This is a genomic window from Paenibacillus sp. FSL L8-0470, assembly GCF_038008625.1.
Classification (GTDB): Bacteria; Bacillota; Bacilli; order Paenibacillales; family Paenibacillaceae; genus Paenibacillus_AQ.
This window is the reverse complement of the sequence record NZ_JBBOZM010000001.1, coordinates 6,576,753-6,603,101: the sequence shown is the minus strand read 5'-3', so window position 1 is coordinate 6,603,101 and position 26,349 is coordinate 6,576,753. Positions and strand designations below refer to the sequence as shown.

Below are 26,349 nucleotides of genomic sequence, written 5' to 3'. Positions count from 1 at the left end.
TTCTAAGTGGGACAAGGCCTCTTTTTATTTTAGGAACCGGAATCATCGCCGCCTTCTTGCTTCTGGCTGTCCCCGCCGCTTCCTTGATCGCCGCCTCCTTTTTCCTGACCTTTCTTTTCAACCTTCGGCTGAAGTTCATCCTGGACTACCGTTTTAAGCAAACCAAGCACTTCCATGCGGAATAGAGGATTCTGCATCGCTTCCTGCATAATGGTCATGGATTGCTTCCGGTAATCCGAAGTTTTAGTAAGGTCTAGGAACATTTTCATCATTTCGGGCGACTTCATGATCTCTTCAATTGATTTTTGATACGTTGGATCTTTGATCAACTGAAGATGCAGCTCCTTGCTCTGGGTATTGATCGCTTTAGCAAATTCACCGGCAAATTGCGGATCGGTCATGATTTTTTCAATTTCTTTTTGATACTCAGGAGCTGTAATTGTGTCTTTAACGGCAATCCGGATTTGTTCCGTCGTTTGGAGCGGCATCATTTTCATGCTCAACCCGCCGCCGCCTCCTTCGGAGCCGGAGCTTGGACTGGAGAGTGCCTCCTCTACGGCTTTCTTTCCATCATCGCTTTTTAATATATCAACAACCATGGTCTTCATTTCCTTGTATCCCATCTGCCCGGAAGATGAACTGCTCTGTTCTCCTCCGCAGGCTGTTAAAGCCATAATTAAGCTTAAAGCCAGGCCTCCGGCCCATAAACTCCTCCATTTCATTGGCGCTGCCCCTCCTTTGTAGGATTCCTGACTGTAGTATGCCGCGAGGACACACATTTATGTTGCTGTATAATGGTTTTTTGACGGTAAGCTTGGTAAAATAAATCTGACACGGGGAGGTGAACTGGCTGAGTATAAAGAAATGGTTTTATTTGTTCTGGACCACGCTTCTGATCGGTGCGGGCGGAGCGGTAGTAGCTGGACTTGCACTGCAGGCTGTGAATGGCCGTATCGAGTTCAAAAGCACTGCCGATCTTTTCATTTACCCCCTGATCCTTTTTGGCTATGGCATGCTTGTCAGCGTTTACTCGCAGCTCGGCTTCTTTGCGTATCTGATTCTCAACTATATGGGAACGGGTGTGTTTCGGCGGAAGGTCTGGCAGTACATACAACTGGTGCTGGCTGTGCTTGCCCTGCTTGAGCTGATCTTCCTGCGAACCTTTGTAGGGGGAGAACGAAACGTCGTCTCTGATTTGATTCTGGGCATCGTTATATTGCTTACAGCCATTATTGTGTCCTATTTTAAAGTACGAAGCACGAATAGTTCAGCCTGGATTCCGACATTTTTCTTTATGACAGCCATCACGATAGTGGAGACGATTGGTGTACTCCGCATAGGAGTGGACAGCGCTACCGTATTTATTGTAATTCCGCTTATTGCAAGCAATGCATTCCAAATTCTGATGCTGCACCGTATTCTGAAACCAAGAACAGGATAATTATGACAATACAAAGAACCCCGTTCTCCAGATGAGAAGCAGGGTTCTTTGTGATTCCTCCAGCCGGCGATTAAAATCAGGAGGAGGAGGTTAATCTTAAAGACATACTACATATTTTAAAGATGCGGCTGGGCTGTTCATGCTCACAAAACTTTGAGGAGGGGAATATATGAACATCAAGCGCTATATGATAAAAGACACAAACGAAACGCTCCTGAGCAAGCTTGATCCGAACGAAAGCGGCGACTTAACCAAGGAGGAAGCCGAGGTCAAAATGAAGGAGCTTAAAGAACGTCTCACCGAGCTGCAGGATATTCTATTTGCCCAGAAAAAGCATTCCCTGCTTGTCATCCTGCAAGGGATGGACTCCAGCGGGAAAGACGGCACCGTAAAGCATATTTTCTCCGGAATCAACCCTCAGGGTTTTATCGTCACCAGCTTTAAAAAACCGTCTCTTGAGGAAGAAGCCCATGATTTCCTTTGGAGAGTGCACATGAAGACGCCGCCCAAGGGCTATATTGCCGCATTCAACCGCTCGCATTATGAAGATGTCTTGGTTCCCCGCGTGCACGGCAGTCTGTAAAAGATGAGATGAAACGCCGGTTTCGTTATATCCGCCAGTTTGAAGAAATGCTGGTGGAGGAAGGAACAACGATCATCAAACTCTTTTTGCATATCTCAAAGGAGAAGCAGCTTGAGAAAATTCAGGAGCGGCTGCAGGACCCGGCGAAACATTGGAAGTTTGACGCCAGTGACCTGCAGGAGCGGGAATATTGGGATGATTATCAGGAGGCTTATCAAGATGTATTTAAAGAAAGCAGTTCAAAAAGCGCGCCCTGGTATTGGATTCCGGCCAATCGCCGCTGGTACCGCAATTATCTCGCATTAGCCATTGTGGTGAAGACGCTGGAAGGGCTGGATTTAAGTTATCCGAAGCTGAACACTCCAACGCCCGATATATCAGAGCTGATATCACCACGCCATTAAAAATTACAGATGAAGCAGGATAGAGTGGCGGCGGGTTAGCCTACATTCCGGCAGCGTCTTCTATTCCATCGTCCAACCAAGCGGAATCACGTACTTCCTGACCCTCAGCGCTGCCTTGGTTGATTAACTCGGACACGGTAACAAATTCGTAGCCCTGGCTGCGCAGCTTGTCAATGATAAGCGGAAGAGCCTCGTGAGTTTGTTTACAGGAATCGCTGGCATGCAAAAGCACAATATCTCCGGGATGAGCCTTTGTCGTTACTCGATTTACGATATTGTCTACACCGATGTTCTTCCAGTCTAAAGAATCGGTATCCCACTGAATAACCTTATAACCCAGGTCGCTGGCCACCTGAAGCACTCTTTTGTCGAAATCACCGTTTGGCATGCGGATCAGATTCGGTTCCTTGCCAGTCAATTCGGTAAGCACAGTATGTGCTGTCGAAATTTGGGTGCGGATTTCCTCGTTGCTCAGCGCGCTGTAGTTTACATGCTTGTGACCATGGCTGCCAATCTCATATCCTGAATCTTTAATGCTTGTTACAATTTCCGGATGAGTCTTGCTCCAGGGTGACGACAGGAAGAAGGTGGCTTTATCCACTTTTTTCTCTTCCAGCACCTTAAGGATCGGTTCGGGCCTTTTTTCTCCCCAGCTAATATCAAAAGTTAAAGCGATCAGCTTCTTCTCCGTCGGCACGCTGTATATCGCAGAAGGGGCCGTTTCGGAAAAAACGGTAATGTTGCCCCTCTCGACATAAACGACACCGGCGGCAAGAAGCGCAGCGGCAAAAATGTAAATGAACCGTTTTATCTTCTTGCCGCTGAATACATAAAAAGAATTCATACTGACAGCGCTCCTCTCCTATGCGAAATGCTTGTTTGTTCTAAATGTATGCTCGTACCCACCGCTTATGACCTCCTCTAGGACAGAAATCATAGTTAAGGCTTTTTAAGCGGGTGACGTCAAAACTTCCAGGAGGTGTCTATGCTATCCTTTTTTACGTTTGCCAAAGATTTAACCACGATCCGCAAAGCCTTAATACTGGCAGCCATTCTATTCATCGCAGGGGGCATGATTGGCTGGATAGGCACCGGCGCTATGCAAAAATTGATTGAACAGCAGCTGCAGGGTCTCAGTAATATTAGTAAAGATCTAAAAGAGTCCGACTATCCACAGTGGAGTTTTTTCAAATTTATATTTTTAAACAATAGCATCAAGAGTGTGTTCATTATTTTCCTCGGTGCCTTCTTTGGAATACTGCCTGCAATTTTTCTGCTCATCAACGGTGCGGTCATCGGATATTTAATCCACTTGTCGGTGCTTCAGGAACAGGATTTGTATACGCTTATCGTTAAGGGGCTACTACCGCACGGGATCATTGAAATTCCGGCAATCATTATCGCCTGTGCTTTTGGATTGCAGTTCGGCGGTAAAATATTCGCAGGTATATTCGGTACAGCCGCTAATAAAGAAAAGGGGAGCAACGCTTGGCCAGTCTTTATGAAGCAAACATTAACGGCATCGGTGTGGATTGTGATCCTTTTATTGATCGCAGCAATAATTGAAAGCACGATTACATTTTCACTTTTATCATAAAAAACCCGGGAATTGAGCATAACATTAAAGCCATTCGATTTTGGGGTTTCCTGACAACCGGTGCTATGTATTCGCGGCAAGACCATAGAGGTGATTTTTTCGTAATTATGGTTATAGATATTGCGCTCCGGTTAATCTAGTGTAAACGGATAAACAGGTACAGCTTCCCGTCATCCATGGACTATCTTCTATCACACAAGCAGCGGCATTTGAAGTTTCTGTAAAGATTAAATTTCATGAAGGAGGCCAAGCATATGTTGGGAATGTTGTTCAACGAGAAGGAGTGTAAGGAGCTGGACTATGTTTTGCGTAAAGAGCTTGATGAGATGCTTCTGGATTTAAGTGATCAACGCTTGGACCAAAATATCAGGCATGCCATTGCCAATCGATATAAAACAGTATTTCGTATGTACGCACGTTTTGCTCCTCAGAAAGAGCTGTCTAAGTATGCGTGGGGCGGCCGGTCATCCCAATTTAAACATTGAAATTAGAGGGCTGTTACTTAGGATTTAATCGCTTGTCCATGAAATTAACTAAATAGGTTGACTAAAAGGGAGCCGCTATGATACATTATATCTCGCGCTCCTTTTCTATGTATTGAAAAGCAGCTGCAGGCTAGGAAAAACGAAAAAAACTTTTTTTCAAAAAAAGACTTGCCAAAATGATAAACACTGTGATATATTATAAAGGTCGCCGCTGAGACGCGGTGAAGAGTTAAAAAGAGACATTGATCTTTGAAAACTGAACAACGAGTGAGTGGGAAATCACGCAAGTGAGATCCAAAACTGATGAGTTTCATAGCGTATTTATACGCTTTAGAAATTTCATCGTGAGAATGTAAATTCTCGTCAGATGTTTCAAATTGAGCAATCGCTCTTTCTAAATACCAATTTGGAGAGTTTGATCCTGGCTCAGGACGAACGCTGGCGGCGTGCCTAATACATGCAAGTCGAGCGGAGTTATGAAGGAGCTTGCTCTGGAATAACTTAGCGGCGGACGGGTGAGTAACACGTAGGCAACCTACCTCTTTGACTGGGATAACTACCGGAAACGGTAGCTAATACCGGATAATTCCTTTGTTCACATGGACGGAGGATGAAAGGCGGAGCAATCTGCTACAAGGAGATGGGCCTGCGGCGCATTAGCTAGTTGGTGGGGTAACGGCTCACCAAGGCGACGATGCGTAGCCGACCTGAGAGGGTGAACGGCCACACTGGGACTGAGACACGGCCCAGACTCCTACGGGAGGCAGCAGTAGGGAATCTTCCGCAATGGGCGAAAGCCTGACGGAGCAACGCCGCGTGAGTGATGAAGGTTTTCGGATCGTAAAGCTCTGTTGCCAGGGAAGAACGTCCGGTAGAGTAACTGCTACCGGAGTGACGGTACCTGAGAAGAAAGCCCCGGCTAACTACGTGCCAGCAGCCGCGGTAATACGTAGGGGGCAAGCGTTGTCCGGAATTATTGGGCGTAAAGCGCGCGCAGGCGGCTATTTAAGTCTGGTGTTTAAACCTTGGGCTCAACCTGAGGTCGCACTGGAAACTGGGTGGCTTGAGTACAGAAGAGGAAAGTGGAATTCCACGTGTAGCGGTGAAATGCGTAGATATGTGGAGGAACACCAGTGGCGAAGGCGACTTTCTGGGCTGTAACTGACGCTGAGGCGCGAAAGCGTGGGGAGCAAACAGGATTAGATACCCTGGTAGTCCACGCCGTAAACGATGAGTGCTAGGTGTTAGGGGTTTCGATACCCTTGGTGCCGAAGTTAACACAGTAAGCACTCCGCCTGGGGAGTACGGTCGCAAGACTGAAACTCAAAGGAATTGACGGGGACCCGCACAAGCAGTGGAGTATGTGGTTTAATTCGAAGCAACGCGAAGAACCTTACCAGGTCTTGACATCCCTCTGAATCCACTAGAGATAGTGGCGGCCTTCGGGACAGAGGAGACAGGTGGTGCATGGTTGTCGTCAGCTCGTGTCGTGAGATGTTGGGTTAAGTCCCGCAACGAGCGCAACCCTTGACTTTAGTTGCCAGCAGGTAAGGCTGGGCACTCTAGAGTGACTGCCGGTGACAAACCGGAGGAAGGTGGGGATGACGTCAAATCATCATGCCCCTTATGACCTGGGCTACACACGTACTACAATGGCCGGTACAACGGGAAGCGAAGCCGCGAGGTGGAGCCAATCCCAGCAAAGCCGGTCTCAGTTCGGATTGCAGGCTGCAACTCGCCTGCATGAAGTCGGAATTGCTAGTAATCGCGGATCAGCATGCCGCGGTGAATACGTTCCCGGGTCTTGTACACACCGCCCGTCACACCACGAGAGTTTACAACACCCGAAGTCGGTGGGGTAACCCGCAAGGGAGCCAGCCGCCGAAGGTGGGGTAGATGATTGGGGTGAAGTCGTAACAAGGTAGCCGTATCGGAAGGTGCGGCTGGATCACCTCCTTTCTATGGAGAATCGTTTCCTGCAACGGAAACATTCAAATCGGAAGCTTAGCTTCCAAAACACTCACTCGTGTTCAGTTTTGAAAGAGCAAGTCTCTTTCGTATGCGTTTGGTGGCGATAGCGGAGGGGTTCCACACGTACCCATCCCGAACACGACCGTTAAGTCCTCCAGCGCCAATGGTACTTGGACCGAAGGGTCCTGGGAGAGTAGGACGCTGCCAAGCGGACAACCAATTCGTTGGTTGATTCAAAAATGTTATATATGTTATATGGGCTTTTAGCTCAGTTGGTTAGAGCGCACCTCTGATAAGGGTGAGGTCGGTGGTTCGAGTCCACCAAGGCCCACCATATAACATTAAATTCCTTTATGGGGCCATAGCTCAGCTGGGAGAGCGCCTGCCTTGCAAGCAGGAGGTCAGCGGTTCGATCCCGCTTGGCTCCACCAACAAACTTCATCAATAGTAACACCTTGATCCTTGAAAACTGGATACCGAAACGAATTTGCGTTTTAGAACATCTTTTAGCTGAAACTTGTGTAAACAAGTTTTAATTATAGCGATGCTAGCGATTTTCCTTCTGGGAAAACGCATTGGTTAAGCTAATAAGAGCACACGGAGGATGCCTAGGCGCCAGGAGCCGACGAAGGACGTGGCGAACAACGAAACTGCCTCGGGGAGCTGTAAGCAAGCTTTGATCCGGGGGTGTCCGAATGGGGAAACCCAGCTGTGGTAATTCGCAGTTACTTCTCTCTGAATACATAGGAGAGATAGAGGCAGACCAGGGGAACTGAAACATCTAAGTACCCTGAGGAAGAGAAAACAATAGTGATTCCGTCAGTAGCGGCGAGCGAACGCGGAACAGCCTAAACCAAGGGGCTTGCCCCTTGGGGTTGTGGGACGTCTCACATGGAGTTACAAAGGAATATGGTAGGCGAAGAGGTCTGGAAAGGCCCGCGATAGAGGTAAAAGCCCTGTAGCCTAAACTGTGTTCTCTCCGAGACGGATCCCGAGTAGTGCGGGGCACGTGAAACCCCGTATGAATCCAGCAGGACCATCTGCTAAGGCTAAATACTACCTGGCGACCGATAGTGAAACAGTACCGTGAGGGAAAGGTGAAAAGCACCCCGGAAGGGGAGTGAAATAGAACCTGAAACCGTGTGCTTACAAAAAGTCAGAGCCCGATCTAGGGGTGATGGCGTGCCTTTTGTAGAATGAACCGGCGAGTTACGTTTAACATGCAAGGTTAAGGTGAGAAGCCGGAGCCGCAGCGAAAGCGAGTCTGAATAGGGCGACTTAAGTATGTGGACGTAGACCCGAAACCGTGTGATCTACCCCTGTCCAGGGTGAAGGTGCGGTAACACGCACTGGAGGCCCGAACCCACGTATGTTGAAAAATGCGGGGATGAGGTGGGGGTAGCGGAGAAATTCCAATCGAACTCGGAGATAGCTGGTTCTCCCCGAAATAGCTTTAGGGCTAGCCTCGGTGAATGGAGTGGTGGAGGTAGAGCACTGATTGGGTGCGGGGCCCGCAAGGGTTACCAAGCTCAGTCAAACTCCGAATGCCATTAACTTCTTGCCGGGAGTCAGACAGTGAGTGCTAAGATCCATTGTCAAAAGGGAAACAGCCCAGACCATCAGCTAAGGTCCCCAAGTGTGTGTTAAGTGGGAAAGGATGTGGAGTTGCACAGACAACCAGGATGTTGGCTTAGAAGCAGCCACCATTGAAAGAGTGCGTAATAGCTCACTGGTCGAGTGACTCTGCGCCGAAAATGTAACGGGGCTAAACACACCACCGAAGCTATGGCTAGATGCTTTGCATCTGGGGTAGGGGAGCGTTGTATGTGGGTTGAAGGTGTACCGTAAGGAGCGCTGGACAGCATACAAGTGAGAATGCCGGTATGAGTAACGAAAAGATCAGTGAGAATCTGATCCGCCGAAAGCCCAAGGTTTCCTGAGGAAGGCTCGTCCGCTCAGGGTAAGTCGGGACCTAAGGCGAGGCCGAAAGGCGTAGTCGAAGGACAACAGTTTGAAATTACTGTACCACCGTAATCCGCTATGAGCGATGGGGTGACGCAGGAGGGTAGTGACGCGGACTGATGGATGTCCGTCTAAGCAGTGAGGCTGGTGTGTAGGCAAATCCGCACATCGTTAAGGCTGGGCTGTGATGGGGAGCGAAAATTACAGTAGCGAAGGTCATGATCTCACACTGCCAAGAAAAGCCTCTAGCCAGGAGAAGGTGCCCGTACCGCAAACCGACACAGGTAGGCGAGAAGAGAATTCTAAGGCGCGCGGAAGAACTCTCGTTAAGGAACTCGGCAAAATGACCCCGTAACTTCGGGAGAAGGGGTGCCTCGGTAGGGTGAATAGCCCGAGGGGGCCGCAGTGAAAAGGCCCAAGCGACTGTTTAGCAAAAACACAGGTCTGTGCGAAGCCGCAAGGCGAAGTATACGGGCTGACGCCTGCCCGGTGCTGGAAGGTTAAGGGGAGCGGTTAGGAGCAATCCGAAGCTGTGAACCGAAGCCCCAGTAAACGGCGGCCGTAACTATAACGGTCCTAAGGTAGCGAAATTCCTTGTCAGGTAAATTCTGACCCGCACGAATGGCGTAACGACTTGGGCGCTGTCTCAACGAGAGATCCGGTGAAATTTTAATACCTGTGAAGATGCAGGTTACCCGCGACAAGACGGAAAGACCCCATGGAGCTTTACTGCAGCTTGATATTGAATTTGGGTACGATCTGTACAGGATAGGTGGGAGCCGTAGAGGCAGGAGCGCAAGCTTCTGCGGAGGCGCCGTTGGGATACCACCCTGATCGTATCTAGGTTCTAACCTGGTACCCTAAACGGGTACGGGGACCGTGTCAGGCGGGCAGTTTGACTGGGGCGGTCGCCTCCTAAAGAGTAACGGAGGCGTTCAAAGGTTCCCTCAGAATGGTTGGAAATCATTCGAAGAGTGCAAAGGCATAAGGGAGCTTGACTGCGAGACCTACAAGTCGAGCAGGGACGAAAGTCGGACTTAGTGATCCGGTGGTACCGCATGGAAGGGCCATCGCTCAACGGATAAAAGCTACCCTGGGGATAACAGGCTTATCTCCCCCAAGAGTCCACATCGACGGGGAGGTTTGGCACCTCGATGTCGGCTCATCGCATCCTGGGGCTGAAGTAGGTCCCAAGGGTTGGGCTGTTCGCCCATTAAAGCGGTACGCGAGCTGGGTTCAGAACGTCGTGAGACAGTTCGGTCCCTATCTGTCGTGGGCGCAGGAAATTTGAGAGGAGCTGTCCTTAGTACGAGAGGACCGGGATGGACGTACCGCTGGTGCATCAGTTGTTCCGCCAGGAGCATGGCTGAGTAGCTACGTACGGACGGGATAAGCGCTGAAAGCATCTAAGCGTGAAGCCCCCCTCAAGATGAGATTTCCCAATTAGTAAGACCCCTTGAAGACGACGAGGTAGATAGGTTGGAGGTGGAAGTGCAGCAATGCATGGAGCTGACCAATACTAATCGGTCGAGGGCTTATCCAACAACTTAAGACGCAGATTCGTTTCGGATTCAGTTTTCAGGAATTAAGGTTCCTGAAGCATTTACGCTGTAAATGCCCGTTTGGTGGCGATAGCGGAGGGGTTCCACGCGTACCCATCCCGAACACGACCGTTAAGCCCTCCAGCGCCGATGGTACTTGGACCGAAGGGTCCTGGGAGAGTAGGACGCCGCCAAGCGGATATTCCCTGATAGCTCAGTTGGTAGAGCACTCGACTGTTAATCGAGTTGTCACAGGTTCGAGTCCTGTTCGGGGAGCCATGCTCTCATAGCTCAGTAGGTAGAGTGCTTCCATGGTAAGGAAGAGGTCACCGGTTCGAATCCGGTTGAGAGCTCCACAGATTTACATGGCCCGTTGGTCAAGGGGTTAAGACACCTCCCTTTCACGGAGGTAACATGGGTTCGAATCCCATACGGGTCACCAACAATATTTATTATTACCCTTTGAAGGCATACATATGGAGGCTTAGCTCAGCTGGGAGAGCATCTGCCTTACAAGCAGAGGGTCGGGGGTTCGATCCCCTCAGCCTCCACCATAAACTTCTTGATATTTATAGAAGTTATGGGCATTATAAAGGTATCCATCATAGGGGATTCGCCAAGCGGTAAGGCAACGGACTCTGACTCCGTCATCATAGGTTCGAATCCTATATCCCCTGCCAAATGCGAGCCATTAGCTCAGTTGGTAGAGCACCTGACTTTTAATCAGGGTGTCGAAGGTTCGAGTCCTTCATGGCTCACTTTTATTAGTATTATGCGCGTGTGGCGGAATGGCAGACGCACCAGACTTAGGATCTGGCGTCTTACGACGTGGGGGTTCAAGTCCCTTCACGCGCACCACTTATTTGCGGACGTGGCTCAGCGGTAGAGCATCGCCTTGCCAAGGCGAGGGTCGCGGGTTCGATTCCCGTCGTCCGCTCCATAATTTTTGCGCCCTTAGCTCAGCTGGATAGAGCGTTTGACTACGAATCAAAAGGCCGGGAGTTCGAATCTCTCAGGGCGCGCCATTTTTAATATTAACGGGATGTAGCTCAGCTTGGTAGAGCACCTGGTTTGGGACCAGGGGGTCGCATGTTCAAATCGTGTCATCCCGATTGTACACCTATGCGGGTGTAGTTCAATGGTAGAACTTCAGCCTTCCAAGCTGATAGCGTGGGTTCGATTCCCATCACCCGCTCCATAATTTTATAGTTTCGGGATGTAGCTCAGCTTGGTAGAGCACCTGGTTTGGGACCAGGGGGTCGCATGTTCAAATCGTGTCATCCCGATACTCAGCTAACCAGCTGACATTTAACTCTTACTCCGGTAGGAGTTTTTTGTTTACTTAAGTGAATGATAGAGTGATAGTGAAGCTCTCCATAACCTAAGTGGGTTTTATGCGTGCTTGTGGAACGGATGAACCTAACATCACAAGATGTGGCGGGAGAACTCGCTCAAGGCTCTGTGACCGTACTTTATGATTGATTTAGGTATTTGGAAGGTTAGGCAATCCAAGCCGTTCTGTTCGATTGAACAGGGTCTTGTTATTAGAATGCTAGGGCGTCAGGAAACCCTCATAATGCTACGAAATGAACCCCACCATTTTTAATGGTTCTTTATATATAGATAATATAAATTTATGCCAGCCATTGTTCTTTACATAAATACCCTGTTAATCAGCCAATATAATAAGTATTTTATGACTGTATAAAACGCCAAATTGGTGTATAATCGTAATTACTGCGACGCTTTACAGCGCAATAAGTTGAAGATTTCCGGGCGGTTTTGTTGTATGATATGTGGAAAGCTTCAAATAGACAATGTTAAGAACATTGATCCGGAAGAGGATGGGGGGAGCAGCATGACCGAACTTACGACTACCGTTAGCAAAAGCAACTCCAACAATCTGCTGCGGCGGGACGTACGGTTCCTGGGGAATATTCTGGGCGAAGTCTTGGTTCATCAAGGCGGTAACGAATTGCTGGAAATCGTGGAGAAGATCCGCGAGACCAGTAAATCGCTGCGCTCATTGTTTTTGCCTGAACTGCACAATGAATTTAAGGAACTAATTAATTCACTGGATCCTGAGAATCGCCACCTGGTGATACGGGCATTCGCCATCTATTTTCAATTGGTGAATATCGCCGAACAGAATCACCGCATTCGCCGTAAACGCGACTATGAACGTTCAGCCGGGGAGACTGTACAGCCCGGGTCCATAGAAAGCGCTATTCAGGAGCTACGCGAGCGTGACTTCTCCCATGAGGATGTCCATGAAATCATGAATGGTCTCTCACTAGAGCTGGTCATGACGGCTCACCCTACTGAAGCTATGCGCCGGGCGATCCTTGATATTCATAAACGGATTTCCGACGATGTAATGGGATTGGATAATCCTACCTTGACTTTCCGGGAACGCGAACAGCTGCGCGAGAAACTGCTGAACGAGGTCATCACGTTGTGGCAGACCGATGAGCTGCGTGACCGCAAGCCTACGGTACTCGATGAAGTGCGTAATGGGATGTATTATTTCCATGAGACGATTTTTCAAGTATTGCCGGATGTGTACCAAGAGCTGGAGCGATGTCTGAGCAAATACTATCCAGGCCAGAATTGGCATGTACCGACGTATCTGCGTTTTGGCTCATGGATCGGCGGGGACCGTGACGGCAATCCTTCGGTGACTGCTGCGGTTACGCTGCAGACGCTGCGCTTGCAGCGCAAGCTTGCTATCCGGGAATATCAGCGTATCATGCGCGAACTCATGCAGTACCTGAGCTTTAGTACAAGCATCGTCGAGGTGACGCAGGAACTGGTGGATTCCATTGAACAGGACCGCAACATTATCAATCTTAACCGGGTTGATGCCTGGCGCAATGACAACGAGCCTTACCGGATTAAACTCAGTTACATGATCTCCAAGATACAGAACGTGCTGGATGATGAGAAAAAGGGTACGCCTGAGCGCTACTCATCACCAGAACGATTCATAGATGATTTGAACGTGATAGACCGCAGTCTGCGTCATCACTATGCGGATTATGTAGCGGATACCTACATTAAGAAGCTGATCCGCCAGGTGGAGCTGTTTGGCTTCCACACGGCTACACTGGATGTTCGCCAGCACAGTCAGGAGCATGAAAATGCGATGACAGAAATTTTGGCCAAAATGAACATCACGCAGGATTACGCTAAACTAGAGGAAAATGAAAAAATTCGAATTCTGGAGAATTTGCTGAATGATCCGCGTCCTCTAACTTCACCTTACCAGACTTACAGTGAGAGCACAGAGGAATGTCTTGCGGTGTACCGCACGATCTTCACTGCGCAGGAGGAATACGGCAAGCAGTGCATTACCAGTTATTTGATCAGTATGGCTGAAGCAGCGAGCGACATCTTAGAGGTTATGGTTTTCGCAAAGGAAGTCGGCTTGTTCCGCAAAGATAATGATGGAACTGTCGTATGTACACTGCAGGCAGTGCCGCTGTTTGAGACCATTGATGATTTACATGATGCGCCACAAATTATGCATACACTGCTTAGTATGCCGATCTACCGTGATGCCGTTAGTGCGATGAGCGATGTACAGGAAATTATGCTTGGCTATTCGGACAGCAACAAAGACGGCGGGGTAGTTACCGCGAACTGGGAGTTGCGTGTTGCATTGAAGCAAATTACGGCTACTGCAGAGGAATTCGGGATTAAGCTGAAATTCTTCCACGGACGTGGTGGTGCGCTCGGACGGGGCGGGATGCCGCTGAACCGCAGTATTCTTGCTCAACCGGCCTCAACCATTGGCGGTGGCATCAAGATTACGGAACAGGGTGAGGTTATTTCTTCCCGGTATTCGATGCAAGGTATTGCTTACCGCAGCTTGGAGCAGGCAACCTCGGCGCTTGTGACGGCAGCTATTAATGCCAGAATGCCTGAGGCTGATCTGTACGAAAGCAAGTGGGAAGAGATTGTGGCCCGGATTTCCGAAGTTTCGCTTAACAAATATCAGGATCTGATCTTCCGTGATCCGGATTTCTTTGCTTATTTCAAAGAATCAACACCGCTGCCTGAGGTTGGAGAACTCAATATCGGTTCCCGTCCTTCGAAGCGTAAGAATAGTGACCGTTTTGAGGATCTGCGCGCCATTCCATGGGTGTTTGCGTGGACGCAGAGCCGTTATCTGCTCCCGGCCTGGTATGCCGCTGGAACAGGGCTGCAGAGCTTCTATGAGGATAAGGAAGAGAATTTGAAGATCATGCAGCATATGTATGAGAACTTCTCCTTCTTTACTACGCTCATTGACACCCTGCAAATGGCTATTGCCAAGGCCGATCTGATTATCGCCAAGGAATACGCAAGCATGGGTAAGAATGAGGAAGCCCGTCAGCGGATATTCGGCCAGATCGAAGCCGAATTCAAGCTGACCTCAGAGCTCATTCTCAAAATTACCGGCCAGCAGGATATTTTAGACAACGTTCCTGTGATTCAGGAATCTATCCGGCTGCGCAATCCATACGTTGATCCACTCAGCTACTTGCAGGTGCAGTTGTTGGCCGAGCTGAGAGCTCTTCGCGAGGTTGAAGGCGATGACGCCGAGCTGCTGCGTGAGGTGCTGCTCACGATCAATGGTATTGCTGCCGGTCTGCGGAACACGGGCTGATACCTGATCCGACTTCATGCTTTGTAATATTTGATCATCAAGAAGTAGATCTATGAAGTTGATTTACTGTAGTTAATATTCATGATGTTCTTTCTAAGTTGTTGATTTTTCGAAGCCGGCAAAGCCGCTTCCTTCAAACCCGTCCGCCTCTGGTATGGAGGCTGGACGGGTTTTTGTGTGTTTCTATGTAGCCGGCCTTAATGGCCCGGCAAGAGAAGCGGATCTTGTTCCCTTTATATTAGCTGAAGCTGCCGTTACCGAGCAGCTTCCGGCCTTATGCCTCTCAGCCTTTGTTGCCGAAAGGTAATTTGGGCTGAATTACATGGCATTCCAATGCCGGTGATGGAGCAGCGAAGAGCAAATTTGGAACTGGAGGAGCGGTAGCGATCGCCTTTATTGCCGGATTCCTACCGCTGCCAGCGGTTCGAATCAGGGAATCTGACAATAACAGCGACCGGAAGTCCAAATGTTTCCCGCCGCTGCGATTAATCACCGTCTCAGCAATGCGTGAATTTTGCCCAATATACCTATAGGTAACAATACAATCCTTGATTTTTGCCGGAACATGAATTACGATTTAAATGCTTGTACCGTGGACATTCAAGAGATGAAATACCAAGGGCGGCAAGTCTGGGGGAGTTAACAGGTGGAGAATTTGGAAGGCAGATTGACAAAGCTCGCCTTGAAAGGCGACCAAAGGGCATTTGCCGAGCTTGTGGAACTATATAAAGACAAGATATATCATCTGGCTTACCGGATGCTGAACAACCGCCATGAGGCGGAGGATATCGTTCAGGAGACTTTTTTGCGTGTGTATCGAAATTTGGACCGTTATGATGATAAGCAGAAGTTCTCAACCTGGATTTACCGGATTGGCACGAACCTCTGTATTGATAGGCTGCGCAAGCGCAAACCAACGTATTCGCTGGATGCCGAGATGAACGATCAGGAAGGTATTGACGGCTATTCGATGATCCCGAGCGACAATGTGACACCGGAGACAGAGCTTTTGCTCTCTGAGACACAGTCGCTGATTTATGAGGCTATCGATAGTCTGCCCGTCAAGTACAGGTCCGTGATGATTCTGCGTTATTTGCAGGATTTGTCGCTTCAGGAGATCAGTGACGTGCTGGATATGCCCGTAACGACGATCAAGACACGGGTTCACCGCGGACGTGAATTTTTACGTAAAAAATTAGGCCCTAAAATGTAAAAATAGATTTATTTTTATGAAACGTCCTTCAGGGAGCGACGTATGTAAGTTAAGCAAGTCTTATGCGCCCTGTCTCTTTGTTTTGAAATAATTAAATAGCACTCATGAAAGGATTGGCTCCTATGGAATGCAAACTGGCCGTCTCTATGATGCACGACTACCTGGATGACGACTTGCCCGAACTGCAGCAGAGGGAATTGAAGGAGCATCTTCTATCCTGTCCGGATTGCCGTGCGAAGTTCAAAGAATTGGAACAGACCGATATGCTGATGTTCTCGCTGATGCACCAGAACCCTGTTGCCTCGGAGGATCTTGTAGGCCGGATTATGAATTCATTACCGAAATCCAAGAAGGAAAGAGCGTTTATCACTTGGATCAAGCGACATCCCGCGCTTACTGCGGCGTCCTTGTTTATTTTTGTGATGTTGATGAGCTCCGTTACTTTTTGGAATCAGGATAGACAGCTTGTAGTCAGAGGAAGCGACCTCGATCAGGTTGTCATCAAGGGAGATACGGTTATCGTACCTTCCGGCAAAATCATTTCCGGAGATCTTACGGTGGAGAACGGTAAAACTCAAGTATATGGGGAAGTCAACGGCAATGTGACTGTGATCGACGGCACTCTGTACAAGGCTTCAACCGCTCATATTTCCGGGCAAGTCAAAAGCATAGACCAAGCGGTAAGTTGGCTCTGGTATAAAGTGACGAACATGTTCTCTGAAGTTGCCTACCGTTAATTAGACATGGTTGCTTTTAGCAGAAAACTCATTTGCGCCTCTTTTTCCGGAAAGATGGCGCTTTTTTGTTGTCATTAAACGTCTGAAATATAAAACCCCAACGACCTAAACTTGCAACCTGAGCGTGAACGTTATAACCTAGATATTGATACAGAACTTACAGACATTTTACATAAACCCAGCTAATATGAAATGACGGGGGTTTTAGGCAATGAGTTATTTTACTGACCTTACATGGAAAGAGTCCATTAAAGATATAATCGATATCCTGATTGTCAGTTATATTATTTATAAAGTGCTCAATATGGTTCGCGGAACGCGGGCGGTTCAACTCCTGAAGGGGATATTGGTGCTGGTTATTATTTGGGCGCTGAGCACCCTGCTGGATTTGTATACCCTGAAATGGCTGATGAATCAGATTTATACCTTTGGGATCTTTGCGATCTTTATTATCTTTCAGCCGGAACTGCGAAGGGGACTGGAGCAGCTGGGGCGGGGCAAATTTTTTGGACGAACCTCGGAGAATGATGAGGAAGTCAGTAAATTAATCGGCGAAGTCATTAAAGCCATGAATTATTTATCCCAGCGAAAGATAGGGGCCTTAATTGTCTTTGAAAGGGCGACTGGACTTAATGAATTTACTGAATCCGGCATTCCGATGCGTTCTGTTGTCAGCTCTGAGCTGCTGATCAATATTTTTATTCCCAACACCCCGCTGCATGACGGTGCGCTGATTATGCAGGATGGTCAAATCGCTGCCGCAGCCTGTTATTTGCCGTTGTCGGAGAATCCGTTCATCAGCAAGGAGCTGGGGACACGTCACCGGGCGGCCATTGGGATCAGCGAAGTCGCGGATTCTGTGTCTGTTGTGGTCTCCGAAGAGACCGGGCAAATTTCACTGGCGATTAACGGGCAAATTGTTAGGGACATTAAGGAAGAATCGCTCATCTCGAAGCTGCACCAGGAGCTTAGTGCGACTTCCCCGCTGAAGGAGAAAAGTTCTGCTTTCTGGAAACGGAGAGGGGGCAAGAGCAATGGATAAGTGGATGAAGAACAACAACTTCAACAAAATTCTTGCGCTTGTCTTCGGTGTGATTTTATGGACCATTGTACATGTGGATACGGAGCCTACGAACCAGACCACGGTTAATACTGAATCGAAAATCATTGAGAATGTTAAGATAGCAAGAAGCGGATTTGATGACGACAAGTATATCTACACCATGGACGTTGACAGCGTAAGGCTGGAGGTTCGGGGCAAAAGATCCGACCTTAACTTTAAGTTGTCGGATGCCTATAAGGTATCGGTGGATTTAAGCGGATTACAGCCGGGGGATACAACGCTGCCGCTAAACTATTCGCTGCCCAGCGGGGTGATGTATGAATCCATGGAGCCTAAACAAGTGAACGTGCATGTGGAACTGCGGACTACAAAGTCATTTCCGGTCACAATAAGTACGAAGGGCGAGCCGGCGGCGGGTTATCAGGTCGGCACCCCGGTGATTCAGCCGGAGACTGCTGAGGTTACGCTGGCTGACAGCGAGCTGAGCAGGGTGGCTAAAGTGCAGGGGATCATCGAGCTGGATGGCGAAAGTGAAACCTTCAAAGAGAAGAAGCTGAAGTTGTATGCCTATGACAGCAGCGGCAAAGAAATAGAAGATGCAGTGATCGAGCCTGCTTCCGTATCTGTGGAACTGCCGATCACCCTGCCTTTCAAAAGCTTGCCGCTGGATATTAGCTTCAGCGGTCAGCTTCCCGGCTCCCTCGTAGTATCCAGGGTAACTCCTGAGGTCGATGCGGTGAATGTGTTTGGGAACAAGGAGGTGCTGGCAGGGCTGTCCTCCTATGAGGCGACCCTGGATTTAAGTTCTATCACATCTGCGGGTACACAGCAGCTGCCACTGGAGCTTAAGCCTCCTGAGGGAGCCACGAAGGTCGAGCCGGGAACGGTGAAGGTGTCGGTGACGACCGCAGAAATTGCCCAGCGGACGATTGAGGCGGTTCCCATTAAGCTGGAAGGGTTGGCCAACGGACTCACAGCCCTGATGACGGATCCGTCCAGCAAAACTGTGTCACTGACTGTATCCGGGGCACCTACCCTGCTGGATCAACTGGATCAGGACAATATCAGTGTGGTCGCGGATGTCGGCGGTTATGCCGCCGGTGTTCATCAGATATCTCTTCAGGTCTCGCTGCCAAGGTTCATCGTGCTGGTGAATTCCGCTCAGCCGCTTACAGCAACAGTGGATCTGCAAGTACCTTCAACGCCAGAAAGTTCGGAGGCACCAGCTACCGAGACAGCAGTCACCCCGGAGCCAAGTTCTGAGCCTGCTGCCGGTGAAGAAATTACTGCCGAGCCCTCCCCCTCTCACAACGGCGATAGTGCAGCCTCGCCCACACCGTCCCCGACTGAAAGCACGGCAGAGAGCAGCAGTATACCCGCTGGCAACGGGAATAGCAATAATGCCGGAAGCACAGGCGGAACGTAACTTTTTAAACTGGAATACGTCTATTTAGATGTATTTTGGTACACGGAATAATTAAACTTTCATACAATAATTCATTAAGCTGAAGCAGCGTAATCAAAGGAGAAATAAAGATGGGTAAGTATTTCGGAACAGATGGTGTACGCGGAGTTGCAAACCGGGAATTAACAGCAGAAATGGCCTACAGTATTGGCCGCTGCGGAGGGTATGTGCTTACGAGTAACGTAGAGAAGCCTAAGGTAGTCATAGGGATGGATACACGGATTTCCGGTCCGTTGCTGGAATCGGCGCTTGTAGCCGGCCTGTTGTCCATTGGGGCCCATGTTATACGTCTGGGTGTAGTGAGTACACCTGCTGTTGCATATATTACAAGATTGCTTAAGGCCGATGCGGGTGTCATGATCTCTGCCTCACATAATCCGGTGGAGGATAACGGCATTAAATTTTTTGGCGGAGACGGCTTCAAGCTGACTGACGAGACTGAACTGCGGATTGAGGAACTGATGGATGCGGAGAAGGATGAGCTGCCCCGCCCTATTGGATCTGGCCTAGGTACAGTTACGGTAGACAACGATGCTAAATATCTTTATCTGGAATATTTAAAGACAACTATTTCCCAAAGCTTCAAAGGAATCAAAGTGGTGCTTGATTGCGCTCATGGTGCAGCGTATGAGCTGGCCCCGCGGCTATTCAGAGAGCTTGGCGCCGAGGTCATTGCCATTGGAGCAGAGCCTGACGGGCTGAACATTAATGACGGCTTCGGTTCCACCCACCCTGAAACCTTGCGTGAGGAAGTACTGCGCCAAGGCGCGGATTTAGGACTTGCCTTTGACGGCGATGCCGACCGCCTAATTGCTATCGACGAGAAGGGCGACGAGGTTGACGGAGACTTTATCCTTTGCATCTGCGGAGATGCCATGAACCGTGCAGGCAAGCTGAAGGATGGAACTATTGTCTCTACAGTAATGAGCAACATCGGTTTCTACAAAGCGACTGAGAAATTATCGCTGAATACAGCCAAGACGGCTGTCGGCGACCGTTATGTGATGGAAGAAATGCGCCGCGGAGGATACAACCTGGGCGGAGAGCAGTCCGGGCATGTCATTTTCCTCGATTATAATACAACCGGAGACGGCATTCTCACGGCAATTCAGCTGGTGGACACGATGAAGGCCTCAGGGAAGAAGCTAAGTGCGCTGAAATCGATGATGATCAAATATCCGCAGGTGCTTGTGAATGTACGTGTGCAGGATAAGACCAACTACCCTAACAATCCGGCAATTGAAGCGGCGATTAATGAGGTAGAAGGCAAGCTTGGCGATAATGGCCGTGTACTGGTACGTCCTTCCGGAACCGAACCGCTGATCCGTGTAATGGCGGAAGGACCGGATAAGGCTGAACTGGATCTTTTTGTCGGTCAGATTGTTGATGTAGTACAGCGCGAATTGGTCTAATTTGTTATTTCTACTGGCAGCCAGTGGATGGAATCGACAGATTTATTCACTGGCTGCCTGATCAATATACCCAGTTTGTTGAAGTGTTCCAAAAGGTTTCACGAGTTATAGCATTGCCAAAGTGATGTAAGGTGCATATAATGATTAAGTGTCATTCCAGAAGGAAAGCGGGGATAGTAAGGTTACAGCAATAGCAAGCGCCAGAGCTTGATCTTGCGCGGGGGAGAAGGGAAAGCCTGCAAGATGCCAATCAGGGCAAGGCTTGAACGGATCACGGCAGATGTAAGCTGACGAGGTGGAGGCGTTCGAAATGTTCGGCGGGGACCTCCCGGTGATGCACCAGAGCCGTAAATGGAAGCGGAAAATGAGCGGGCGACCACTCTTACAACGCGACTATGGGTGCAAATTAGAAATGTTATTTCATGGGTATGTGCGATCTGGAAAGTAAACAGAGGTCTGCTGCGGCAGAGGAGAAGACTGTGCATTTCATGAACACCTAGCAGGTGACAGGTTTATTTTGTTGGACTTATGACTACAACAGAATATTTGCTTTTTCTCAAGTAACATGCCGCACGGCACGTTTCTTTCCTTATGCCGCCCACATTACGATAAAATGGACGGGGGAAAATATAATGTGTGGTATTGTAGGATATATTGGTAATCAGAATTCGCAGGGGATCTTGGTTGAAGGATTGAAGAAGCTGGAGTACCGTGGATATGATTCGGCAGGTATTGCCGTATTTACCAAGGAAGGACTGCAGGTCGTGAAGGCTCAGGGCCGTATGGCAAACCTGGAGTCGAGACTTGAAACCACTCCGCTGACAGGAAGTGCCGGAATCGGGCACACCCGCTGGGCGACTCATGGTAAACCTTCTGATGAGAACTCCCATCCTCACACCGATGAAAGCCAGAAGTTCTCGGTAGTTCACAACGGGATTGTCGAAAACTACCTGGACCTTAAAGAAGAGCTGATTGCCGGCGGATGCCACTTCACTTCCGAAACAGATACAGAGGTTATTTCCCACCTGATCGCCCGTGAATATGAAGGAGATATCGTAAAAGCTGTTCAAAAAGCGATCACTTTCATGCGCGGTGCGTTTGCACTGGGTGTTCTGACTGAATATGAGCCGGATAAATTGGTAGCTGTGCGTCAAGCCAGCCCGCTGATTATCGGCCTTGGGGAAGGCGAAAACTTTATCGGGTCCGATATTCCGGCACTGCTGGAATACACCCGCAATGTATATATTTTGAACGACGGCGAAATGGCTGTATTGACACGGGATGCTGTCGAACTGATGACGATTGAAGGCAACTTTATTTCTCGGGAAATGATTACTGTCGATTGGGATGCAGTTACCGCAGAAAAAGGCGGTTATGAGCATTTCATGCTGAAAGAAATTCACGAACAGCCTAAGGCTTACCGCGACACTATGCGCGGCCGTATGAATGCTGAAGGCAACAAGGTTATTCTGCCGGAGCTGAACCTGACCGTTGAGCAAATCAAGAATATCCGCAACATCCAGATCGTTGCTTGCGGTACAGCCTACAATGCGGGTCTGGTTGGACGCAGCCTGATTGAATCCCTGGTTCGTATCCCGGTAGAGAACGATATCGCTTCGGAATACCGTTACCGTTCACCAATCGTAACACCGGAAACACTGGTCATCGTTGTCAGCCAATCTGGCGAGACTGCTGATACACTGGCTGCTTTGCGTGAAGGTCAAGCAAACGGTGCGCATGTACTGGCAATCACCAACGTTGTGGGCAGCTCCATCGCCCGTGAAGCCAATGATGTACTTGTGACACTGGCTGGACCGGAAATCGCTGTAGCGTCCACTAAGGCTTATACTTCGCAGATTATCGCATTTACTTTGCTTGGTCTGTACCTGGCTGAAGTACGCGAAACGCAAAGCGAAGCACAGGTTGCCGAGATTCTCGCCGCTATGCAGTCACTGCCTGAGCAAGTGGAAGAAATTCTGGCACAGAAAGAAGCGATCAAAACCTATGCCGAGCAAATTTCAGAGCACAAACACCTGTTCTTCATCGGCCGCGGCGTAGACTATGCGGTAGCTCAGGAAGGCTCACTGAAGCTGAAAGAAATCTCCTACATTCACTCCGAAGCTTATGCTGCGGGTGAACTGAAGCATGGTACCCTGGCGCTGATTGAAGAAGGCGTTCCAGTCATTGCCTTGGCTACCCAGGAGTCCGTTCTGGAGAAAACCGTCAGCAACATCAAAGAAGTGAAAGCCCGCGGCGCAGACGTGCTGGCAATCACTCATGAAGAGCATGTAACCGACCTGCTGAGATCGGTAGATCAGGCATTCGTGATTCCTAAGACCCTGCCGCTGCTGACGTCTGCTTTGTCCGTAGTAACGCTACAATTGCTGGCTTACTATGCTTCGCTGGCCCTGGGCCACGATGTGGATAAACCACGTAACCTGGCGAAGAGCGTTACGGTGGAGTAGTAGGGGTTTTGATAAGAATTCTTGTGTCTGGTGACATTAAAGTTGGTGTACAGACATTAATGTAAGTGCTCGGACAATAAAGTTAGTACCTTTACAAATAGTTGGTCCATGAAGTTGAAGAGGCCCTTTAATACCGACAAAAAGTCCCGATGATGCCTTAAATCATCGGGACTTTTTTTATGATTGGCTGAGCAATAAAACTTTAACCTAGTTCTGAACTCACAAACATTCCTGTAAGGCTTAAGATTTGGTCTTTGTCAAAAAAGGAGCGCCTCGGTATGATGGGTTTGTCGACGGGTTTATAACCCAACACCATCAAGGAGGCGCTCTTATTATGAAGTTTAAACAATCAGACGATCAAAATCAACGCATTGACCACATCTCACCTTGTTGTGGGTATAGATATCGCGAAGGAAACTCATGTTGCACAAGCGACTAATTTTCGTGGTATCGTACTTAGTAAGCGACATCTTACATTCTCAAATACAATTGAAGGATTCGAAAAATTAGATCGGTGGATCGAGGGAATAGGGCGGAAACACGGCTTAAAGGATCTCATAATCGGGATGGAGCCGACCGGACACTACGGGTATAACCTGGCCAATTGGCTTACCGACAAAGGCATAGGCGTTGTAATGGTGAATCCGGCAACCACCAAACGAAACAAGGAGAACCGCGATAATTCTCCCTCCAAAAGTGATCCGAAGGATGCGCTTGTCATTGCTGATGTGATCAGTCGAGGCTACTACTATGAATACTCGCGACAGGCTATCGTCTTTCAGAAGTTACGAAACGTTATCGGTCTCCACGCCTTGGTCAGGTGAAACGAAGGAATGTAAGGGCATAGACCCGTAGAGTCATGGGATGGTGAACCCCCAAGGAAATTGTGGAGTATGCGTGCAGAAGAATAACACTTGGAGAGCTGTTCCACACGCTTCTTCTGTTCCCGCATACCCAAGATCGAGACAACGGTGTCTAATGAGCTTACTTTCTGAACGTTAACTGTATTCCGAGGCGACGAAATCCTACGAATGAGTGAGTATATGTGAGATAAACCCTTAAACCGAGGGATGGGTCAGGATAGTTTAGAAGTCGTATGGGAAGATTATTAAAAAAACTGAGGGGCGATCTCCATGCGACGCGGTGTAATGACATGTACTCTGATCATAATTTGTTTTTTGGCATCAATTCAAACAGCTTACGCTAAAACGAATCCAGACCCATATAGGGTCATACTTACCTTGTTAACGCCCAAGATACAAGAACAATTAGATATTTATTACAAGGATAAACTGAATGAAAAACCTACGTTTGCTCCATTTCTTGATCCATTGAACGTATTGGTTGGATATCAAGATTCCCATATCATCGTTAATGTAACAGTATCACCTTATATCGGTCCACATCTTGATGTTGGAACTGACTTTATTTCCTTCATGATTGACAATATGGGAACGGTAGAAGTAATCGGGTTTGAGCATCTTAAGGATTTTGAGCTGCCCCCCAATTGGAACCACATTATTAAGAATGAGAAAGGTGTGGGCAAAACTAACGAGGAACGATAGCTCAATTCAGACATGACTGCAGCCGGCCAAACGATCGGCTAATCTTTTCATTACGCTAACGGGCAGGATAGCTTGATGATTTCCCCGAATACTCTACATATGGAGCTAAAGTTCGTAAATAAGACGTTATCTGAAATTACTGTAAAGTAAAAAAACAAGAAAACAGGTGATATTCGTTATGAACTGTCTTGGATGTAGAATCGTAAATCTTTTAGAACCACATGTTAACGTTATCTATGAAGACGAATTAGTAATATGCGTATTAGATATCGCACCTTTTAATGAAGGTCATATATTAATACTTCCTAAAAAGCATTTTTATGATTCGGATGAGATGGACAGGGATACTTTATATGCAATTATGAATGCCTCAGTCTACATATCTAAAGTACTTAAAGAAGTCTATAAACCGGATGGAATCACCATTTGTCAGAATGGTGGAATGTTTAATGACTTGACACACTATCACATGCACGTAATACCTAGATTTAAGGATGATGGTTTTACATGGTCCGATCCGATCATAGATCATAAAGCAGGAACTAGATTATTAGAAACAAGAAATAGAATTTTACAAGAAATTGAAAGGGTATCCCAAGGAGATAGTAACTTCAGATAACAATGCCTTCCACGCATCGGCGGACAAGCCGCCTCGGTCGCCAGAGGTATTTCGAAGAAGAGGATTCAGGCGACACATCCGCACCACCTAACCGCATCGCAGCCGCTCACATTCGTTCGCTTAAGGTGGTGGGACATCGTGAACACGGAAACGTTAGCTGAGATTCGGCAAAAACTAAAACAAATTAAAAAACTACTTGGAGTGAATCATTGATGGAAAGACTAGGAGGTAAGGAAGTAAACAGTGTTTTGGGGTACATCGGTGGCGAAGGTGGTTATCTTGGTAACTTTACATATGCTTCTCATGCTCAATTTTATCCTATGTATTGTGGTGTAGACATTGATCCCAATGAATTCCAAGGTACGACAAGGCAAAGATTTACAAGAATATTATCCGAGGCAGAACCATTTATTCAGTCGAAGATATTACATGGAGTAATAGATAAATATACCTTGGAGTTTTTTGAAGATCGGTTCAATGAAGAAATTTTGACTCAATATGAATTTGAACAAAAAAAGCGAATACACGACAACAAGATTACTGGAGTAAGCTGAAACAGGAACATCCTAGTATACTTATTGATCATTCACAAAGTCATTTACAAATCAATCAAATCGTTAATGCAATTAGCAAGCTGCTTGAGAATTTAAATGAGATAAGAAATAACAAGTCTTATACCCATCCCAATGAAGAAATAATTGGTGAAGAAGAGGCGAAACTTGTTTTGAATTTATTTAGAAGTATTTTACAATATATTGATTCCAAAATATAAGGAGAGTTTGGAAGCTGGTCAAAGATGTGCCGAACAGTATCGGAGAGACATCTGCTGAAGTCCCCCTTGCCAAATGTGAATGCGGTAAGCTGCTCAACTAACGGGGGAACGAAAGCGTAAAGAGCAGACTGCTAAATCGGCTGCTTTTGTTTAACCTAACTGGCAGTCAAGCTCAATGTTATTATACATCGGATTTGTTTGGATCGGTCTCCAGAGGATGCGAACGATGCTGACAATTTTGTGCAAGAAATGCACGGCAAGTCACTTTTATTTACGATAGTATTTAACTCGAAGGGAGAACGATGGATTGGTTGGAGAGGATACTTATTTTCCAAAAGCTGACGATTCTTCAATTCAAATACGTTGTTAAATCAACGACTCTAGTCTAATACTTTATTTTCAC

General features: G+C 48.0%; 18 protein-coding genes, 14 tRNA genes, 4 rRNA genes and 1 pseudogene. 35 read left to right on the top strand and 2 right to left on the bottom strand.

Annotated features, from left to right (window positions below):
- Positions 1 to 29 precede the first annotated feature (29 nt).
- Positions 30 to 722: a spore germination lipoprotein GerD gene (gerD, locus tag NST99_RS30105; protein ID WP_341096591.1), complete on the bottom strand. Its 693-nt coding sequence runs from the start codon at positions 720 to 722 to the stop codon at positions 30 to 32.
- Between the two features lie 128 nt (positions 723 to 850).
- Here gerD and NST99_RS30100 point away from each other — a divergent pair, with 128 nt between their 5' ends.
- The 3 genes from NST99_RS30100 (at position 851) to NST99_RS30090 (ending at position 2,428) form a co-directional block, all read left to right on the top strand.
- Positions 851 to 1,441 (top strand): KinB-signaling pathway activation protein, encoded by a 591-nt coding sequence (locus tag NST99_RS30100; RefSeq protein WP_038600885.1) that lies wholly within the window; start codon positions 851 to 853, stop codon positions 1,439 to 1,441.
- 169 nt (positions 1,442 to 1,610) lie between these two features.
- On the top strand, positions 1,611 to 2,024 hold the full coding sequence (locus NST99_RS30095; RefSeq protein ID WP_341096590.1) for a hypothetical protein: 414 nt from the start codon (positions 1,611 to 1,613) through the stop codon (positions 2,022 to 2,024).
- Positions 2,025 to 2,032: 8 nt separating this feature from the next.
- Positions 2,033 to 2,428 carry a hypothetical protein gene (locus NST99_RS30090; RefSeq protein WP_341096588.1) on the top strand — a complete coding sequence of 132 codons (396 nt, stop codon included), beginning with the start codon at positions 2,033 to 2,035 and terminating at the stop codon, positions 2,426 to 2,428.
- A gap of 40 nt (positions 2,429 to 2,468) precedes the next feature.
- Here the strand turns inward: NST99_RS30090 and pdaB are convergent, their stop codons facing one another.
- Entirely contained in the window at positions 2,469 to 3,272 is an 804-nt protein-coding gene (pdaB, locus tag NST99_RS30085; protein WP_341096584.1) for a polysaccharide deacetylase family sporulation protein PdaB, read from the bottom strand.
- A 141-nt stretch (positions 3,273 to 3,413) separates the two neighbouring features.
- Between pdaB and NST99_RS30080 the strand changes: the two genes are divergently transcribed.
- The 32 genes and pseudogenes from NST99_RS30080 (at position 3,414) to NST99_RS29925 (ending at position 25,946) form a co-directional block, all read left to right on the top strand.
- Positions 3,414 to 4,025, top strand: coding sequence for a stage II sporulation protein M (locus NST99_RS30080; RefSeq protein ID WP_341096583.1), 612 nt, complete (start codon positions 3,414 to 3,416; stop codon positions 4,023 to 4,025).
- Between the two features lie 254 nt (positions 4,026 to 4,279).
- Positions 4,280 to 4,510: a hypothetical protein gene (locus NST99_RS30075; protein WP_025336637.1), complete on the top strand. Its 231-nt coding sequence runs from the start codon at positions 4,280 to 4,282 to the stop codon at positions 4,508 to 4,510.
- Between the two features lie 403 nt (positions 4,511 to 4,913).
- Positions 4,914 to 6,469: ribosomal RNA gene (locus NST99_RS30070) — 16S ribosomal RNA — on the top strand.
- Positions 6,470 to 6,574: 105 nt separating this feature from the next.
- Positions 6,575 to 6,691, top strand: a 5S ribosomal RNA gene (gene rrf / locus NST99_RS30065).
- A 47-nt stretch (positions 6,692 to 6,738) separates the two neighbouring features.
- A tRNA-Ile gene (locus tag NST99_RS30060) sits at positions 6,739 to 6,815 on the top strand.
- Positions 6,816 to 6,836: 21 nt separating this feature from the next.
- Positions 6,837 to 6,912: transfer RNA gene (locus tag NST99_RS30055), tRNA-Ala, on the top strand.
- Between the two features lie 146 nt (positions 6,913 to 7,058).
- Positions 7,059 to 9,986: ribosomal RNA gene (locus tag NST99_RS30050) — 23S ribosomal RNA — on the top strand.
- A gap of 78 nt (positions 9,987 to 10,064) precedes the next feature.
- A 5S ribosomal RNA gene (rrf, locus tag NST99_RS30045) occupies positions 10,065 to 10,181 on the top strand.
- Together the 16S, 23S and 5S rRNA genes with 14 tRNA genes alongside form the textbook arrangement of a ribosomal RNA operon.
- A 6-nt stretch (positions 10,182 to 10,187) precedes the next feature.
- A tRNA-Asn gene (locus NST99_RS30040) sits at positions 10,188 to 10,263 on the top strand.
- 1 nt (position 10,264) lies between these two features.
- Positions 10,265 to 10,340 (top strand) — tRNA-Thr (locus NST99_RS30035).
- Positions 10,341 to 10,351: 11 nt separating this feature from the next.
- Positions 10,352 to 10,426 (top strand) — tRNA-Glu (locus NST99_RS30030).
- Positions 10,427 to 10,462: 36 nt separating this feature from the next.
- A tRNA-Val gene (locus NST99_RS30025) sits at positions 10,463 to 10,538 on the top strand.
- Positions 10,539 to 10,590: 52 nt separating this feature from the next.
- Positions 10,591 to 10,664: transfer RNA gene (locus tag NST99_RS30020), tRNA-Gln, on the top strand.
- A gap of 5 nt (positions 10,665 to 10,669) precedes the next feature.
- A tRNA-Lys gene (locus NST99_RS30015) sits at positions 10,670 to 10,742 on the top strand.
- 16 nt (positions 10,743 to 10,758) lie between these two features.
- Positions 10,759 to 10,842: transfer RNA gene (locus tag NST99_RS30010), tRNA-Leu, on the top strand.
- A 7-nt stretch (positions 10,843 to 10,849) separates the two neighbouring features.
- Positions 10,850 to 10,924, top strand: a tRNA-Gly gene (locus NST99_RS30005).
- 8 nt (positions 10,925 to 10,932) lie between these two features.
- Positions 10,933 to 11,009, top strand: a tRNA-Arg gene (locus NST99_RS30000).
- Between the two features lie 13 nt (positions 11,010 to 11,022).
- A tRNA-Pro gene (locus NST99_RS29995) sits at positions 11,023 to 11,096 on the top strand.
- A 12-nt stretch (positions 11,097 to 11,108) separates the two neighbouring features.
- Positions 11,109 to 11,182, top strand: a tRNA-Gly gene (locus NST99_RS29990).
- Between the two features lie 14 nt (positions 11,183 to 11,196).
- Positions 11,197 to 11,270, top strand: a tRNA-Pro gene (locus tag NST99_RS29985).
- Positions 11,271 to 11,842: 572 nt separating this feature from the next.
- Positions 11,843 to 14,635: a phosphoenolpyruvate carboxylase gene (gene ppc / locus NST99_RS29980; RefSeq protein ID WP_341097793.1), complete on the top strand. Its 2,793-nt coding sequence runs from the start codon at positions 11,843 to 11,845 to the stop codon at positions 14,633 to 14,635.
- Between the two features lie 646 nt (positions 14,636 to 15,281).
- The gene (sigW, locus tag NST99_RS29975) at positions 15,282 to 15,848 is read left to right on the top strand and encodes an RNA polymerase sigma factor SigW (RefSeq protein ID WP_038596958.1); all 567 of its coding nucleotides are present in this window, start codon (positions 15,282 to 15,284) and stop codon (positions 15,846 to 15,848) included.
- A 122-nt stretch (positions 15,849 to 15,970) separates the two neighbouring features.
- Positions 15,971 to 16,585, top strand: a complete 615-nt coding sequence (locus NST99_RS29970; protein ID WP_038596956.1) for a zf-HC2 domain-containing protein — start codon at positions 15,971 to 15,973, stop codon at positions 16,583 to 16,585.
- 211 nt (positions 16,586 to 16,796) lie between these two features.
- On the top strand, positions 16,797 to 17,627 hold the full coding sequence (cdaA, locus tag NST99_RS29965; protein WP_038596954.1) for a diadenylate cyclase CdaA: 831 nt from the start codon (positions 16,797 to 16,799) through the stop codon (positions 17,625 to 17,627).
- The gene (locus NST99_RS29960) at positions 17,620 to 19,074 is read left to right on the top strand and encodes a CdaR family protein (protein ID WP_341096582.1); all 1,455 of its coding nucleotides are present in this window, start codon (positions 17,620 to 17,622) and stop codon (positions 19,072 to 19,074) included. Before cdaA ends, NST99_RS29960 begins: the two co-directional genes overlap by 8 nt.
- A 110-nt stretch (positions 19,075 to 19,184) precedes the next feature.
- Entirely contained in the window at positions 19,185 to 20,525 is a 1,341-nt protein-coding gene (gene glmM / locus NST99_RS29955; RefSeq protein WP_341096581.1) for a phosphoglucosamine mutase, read from the top strand.
- 632 nt (positions 20,526 to 21,157) lie between these two features.
- Complete coding sequence (gene glmS, locus NST99_RS29950) at positions 21,158 to 22,990, top strand: glutamine--fructose-6-phosphate transaminase (isomerizing) (protein WP_038596945.1); 1,833 nt, start codon at positions 21,158 to 21,160, stop codon at positions 22,988 to 22,990.
- A gap of 334 nt (positions 22,991 to 23,324) precedes the next feature.
- Positions 23,325 to 23,790, top strand: a pseudogene (locus tag NST99_RS29945) (IS110 family transposase); the annotation flags it as partial.
- Between the two features lie 333 nt (positions 23,791 to 24,123).
- A complete protein-coding gene (locus tag NST99_RS29940) occupies positions 24,124 to 24,555 on the top strand; it encodes a DUF3888 domain-containing protein (RefSeq protein WP_341096579.1) in 432 nt (143 codons plus the stop codon).
- A 178-nt stretch (positions 24,556 to 24,733) separates the two neighbouring features.
- Positions 24,734 to 25,174, top strand: coding sequence for an HIT family protein (locus tag NST99_RS29935; protein WP_341096577.1), 441 nt, complete (start codon positions 24,734 to 24,736; stop codon positions 25,172 to 25,174).
- Between the two features lie 212 nt (positions 25,175 to 25,386).
- Positions 25,387 to 25,728: a hypothetical protein gene (locus NST99_RS29930; RefSeq protein ID WP_341096576.1), complete on the top strand. Its 342-nt coding sequence runs from the start codon at positions 25,387 to 25,389 to the stop codon at positions 25,726 to 25,728.
- Entirely contained in the window at positions 25,725 to 25,946 is a 222-nt protein-coding gene (locus NST99_RS29925) for an abortive infection family protein (protein ID WP_341097792.1), read from the top strand. The genes NST99_RS29930 and NST99_RS29925 overlap by 4 nt, the downstream gene beginning before the upstream one ends.
- Positions 25,947 to 26,349 lie beyond the last annotated feature (403 nt).

Bases quoted from the DNA above. Each gene is read 5' to 3' on its own strand.
- gerD (WP_341096591.1), bottom strand. From the start codon at position 722: ATGAAATGGAGGAGTTTATGGGCCGGAGGCCTGGCTTTAAGCTTAATT.
- NST99_RS30095 (WP_341096590.1), top strand. From the start codon at position 1,611: ATGAACATCAAGCGCTATATGATAAAAGACACAAACGAAACGCTCCTG.
- NST99_RS30090 (WP_341096588.1), top strand. From the start codon at position 2,033: ATGAAACGCCGGTTTCGTTATATCCGCCAGTTTGAAGAAATGCTGGTG.
- pdaB (WP_341096584.1), bottom strand. From the start codon at position 3,272: ATGAATTCTTTTTATGTATTCAGCGGCAAGAAGATAAAACGGTTCATT.
- NST99_RS30080 (WP_341096583.1), top strand. From the start codon at position 3,414: ATGCTATCCTTTTTTACGTTTGCCAAAGATTTAACCACGATCCGCAAA.
- NST99_RS30075 (WP_025336637.1), top strand. From the start codon at position 4,280: ATGTTGGGAATGTTGTTCAACGAGAAGGAGTGTAAGGAGCTGGACTAT.
- ppc (WP_341097793.1), top strand. From the start codon at position 11,843: ATGACCGAACTTACGACTACCGTTAGCAAAAGCAACTCCAACAATCTG.
- NST99_RS29970 (WP_038596956.1), top strand. From the start codon at position 15,971: ATGGAATGCAAACTGGCCGTCTCTATGATGCACGACTACCTGGATGAC.
- cdaA (WP_038596954.1), top strand. From the start codon at position 16,797: ATGAGTTATTTTACTGACCTTACATGGAAAGAGTCCATTAAAGATATA.
- NST99_RS29960 (WP_341096582.1), top strand. From the start codon at position 17,620: ATGGATAAGTGGATGAAGAACAACAACTTCAACAAAATTCTTGCGCTT.
- glmM (WP_341096581.1), top strand. From the start codon at position 19,185: ATGGGTAAGTATTTCGGAACAGATGGTGTACGCGGAGTTGCAAACCGG.
- glmS (WP_038596945.1), top strand. From the start codon at position 21,158: ATGTGTGGTATTGTAGGATATATTGGTAATCAGAATTCGCAGGGGATC.
- NST99_RS29940 (WP_341096579.1), top strand. From the start codon at position 24,124: ATGCGACGCGGTGTAATGACATGTACTCTGATCATAATTTGTTTTTTG.
- NST99_RS29935 (WP_341096577.1), top strand. From the start codon at position 24,734: ATGAACTGTCTTGGATGTAGAATCGTAAATCTTTTAGAACCACATGTT.
- NST99_RS29930 (WP_341096576.1), top strand. From the start codon at position 25,387: ATGGAAAGACTAGGAGGTAAGGAAGTAAACAGTGTTTTGGGGTACATC.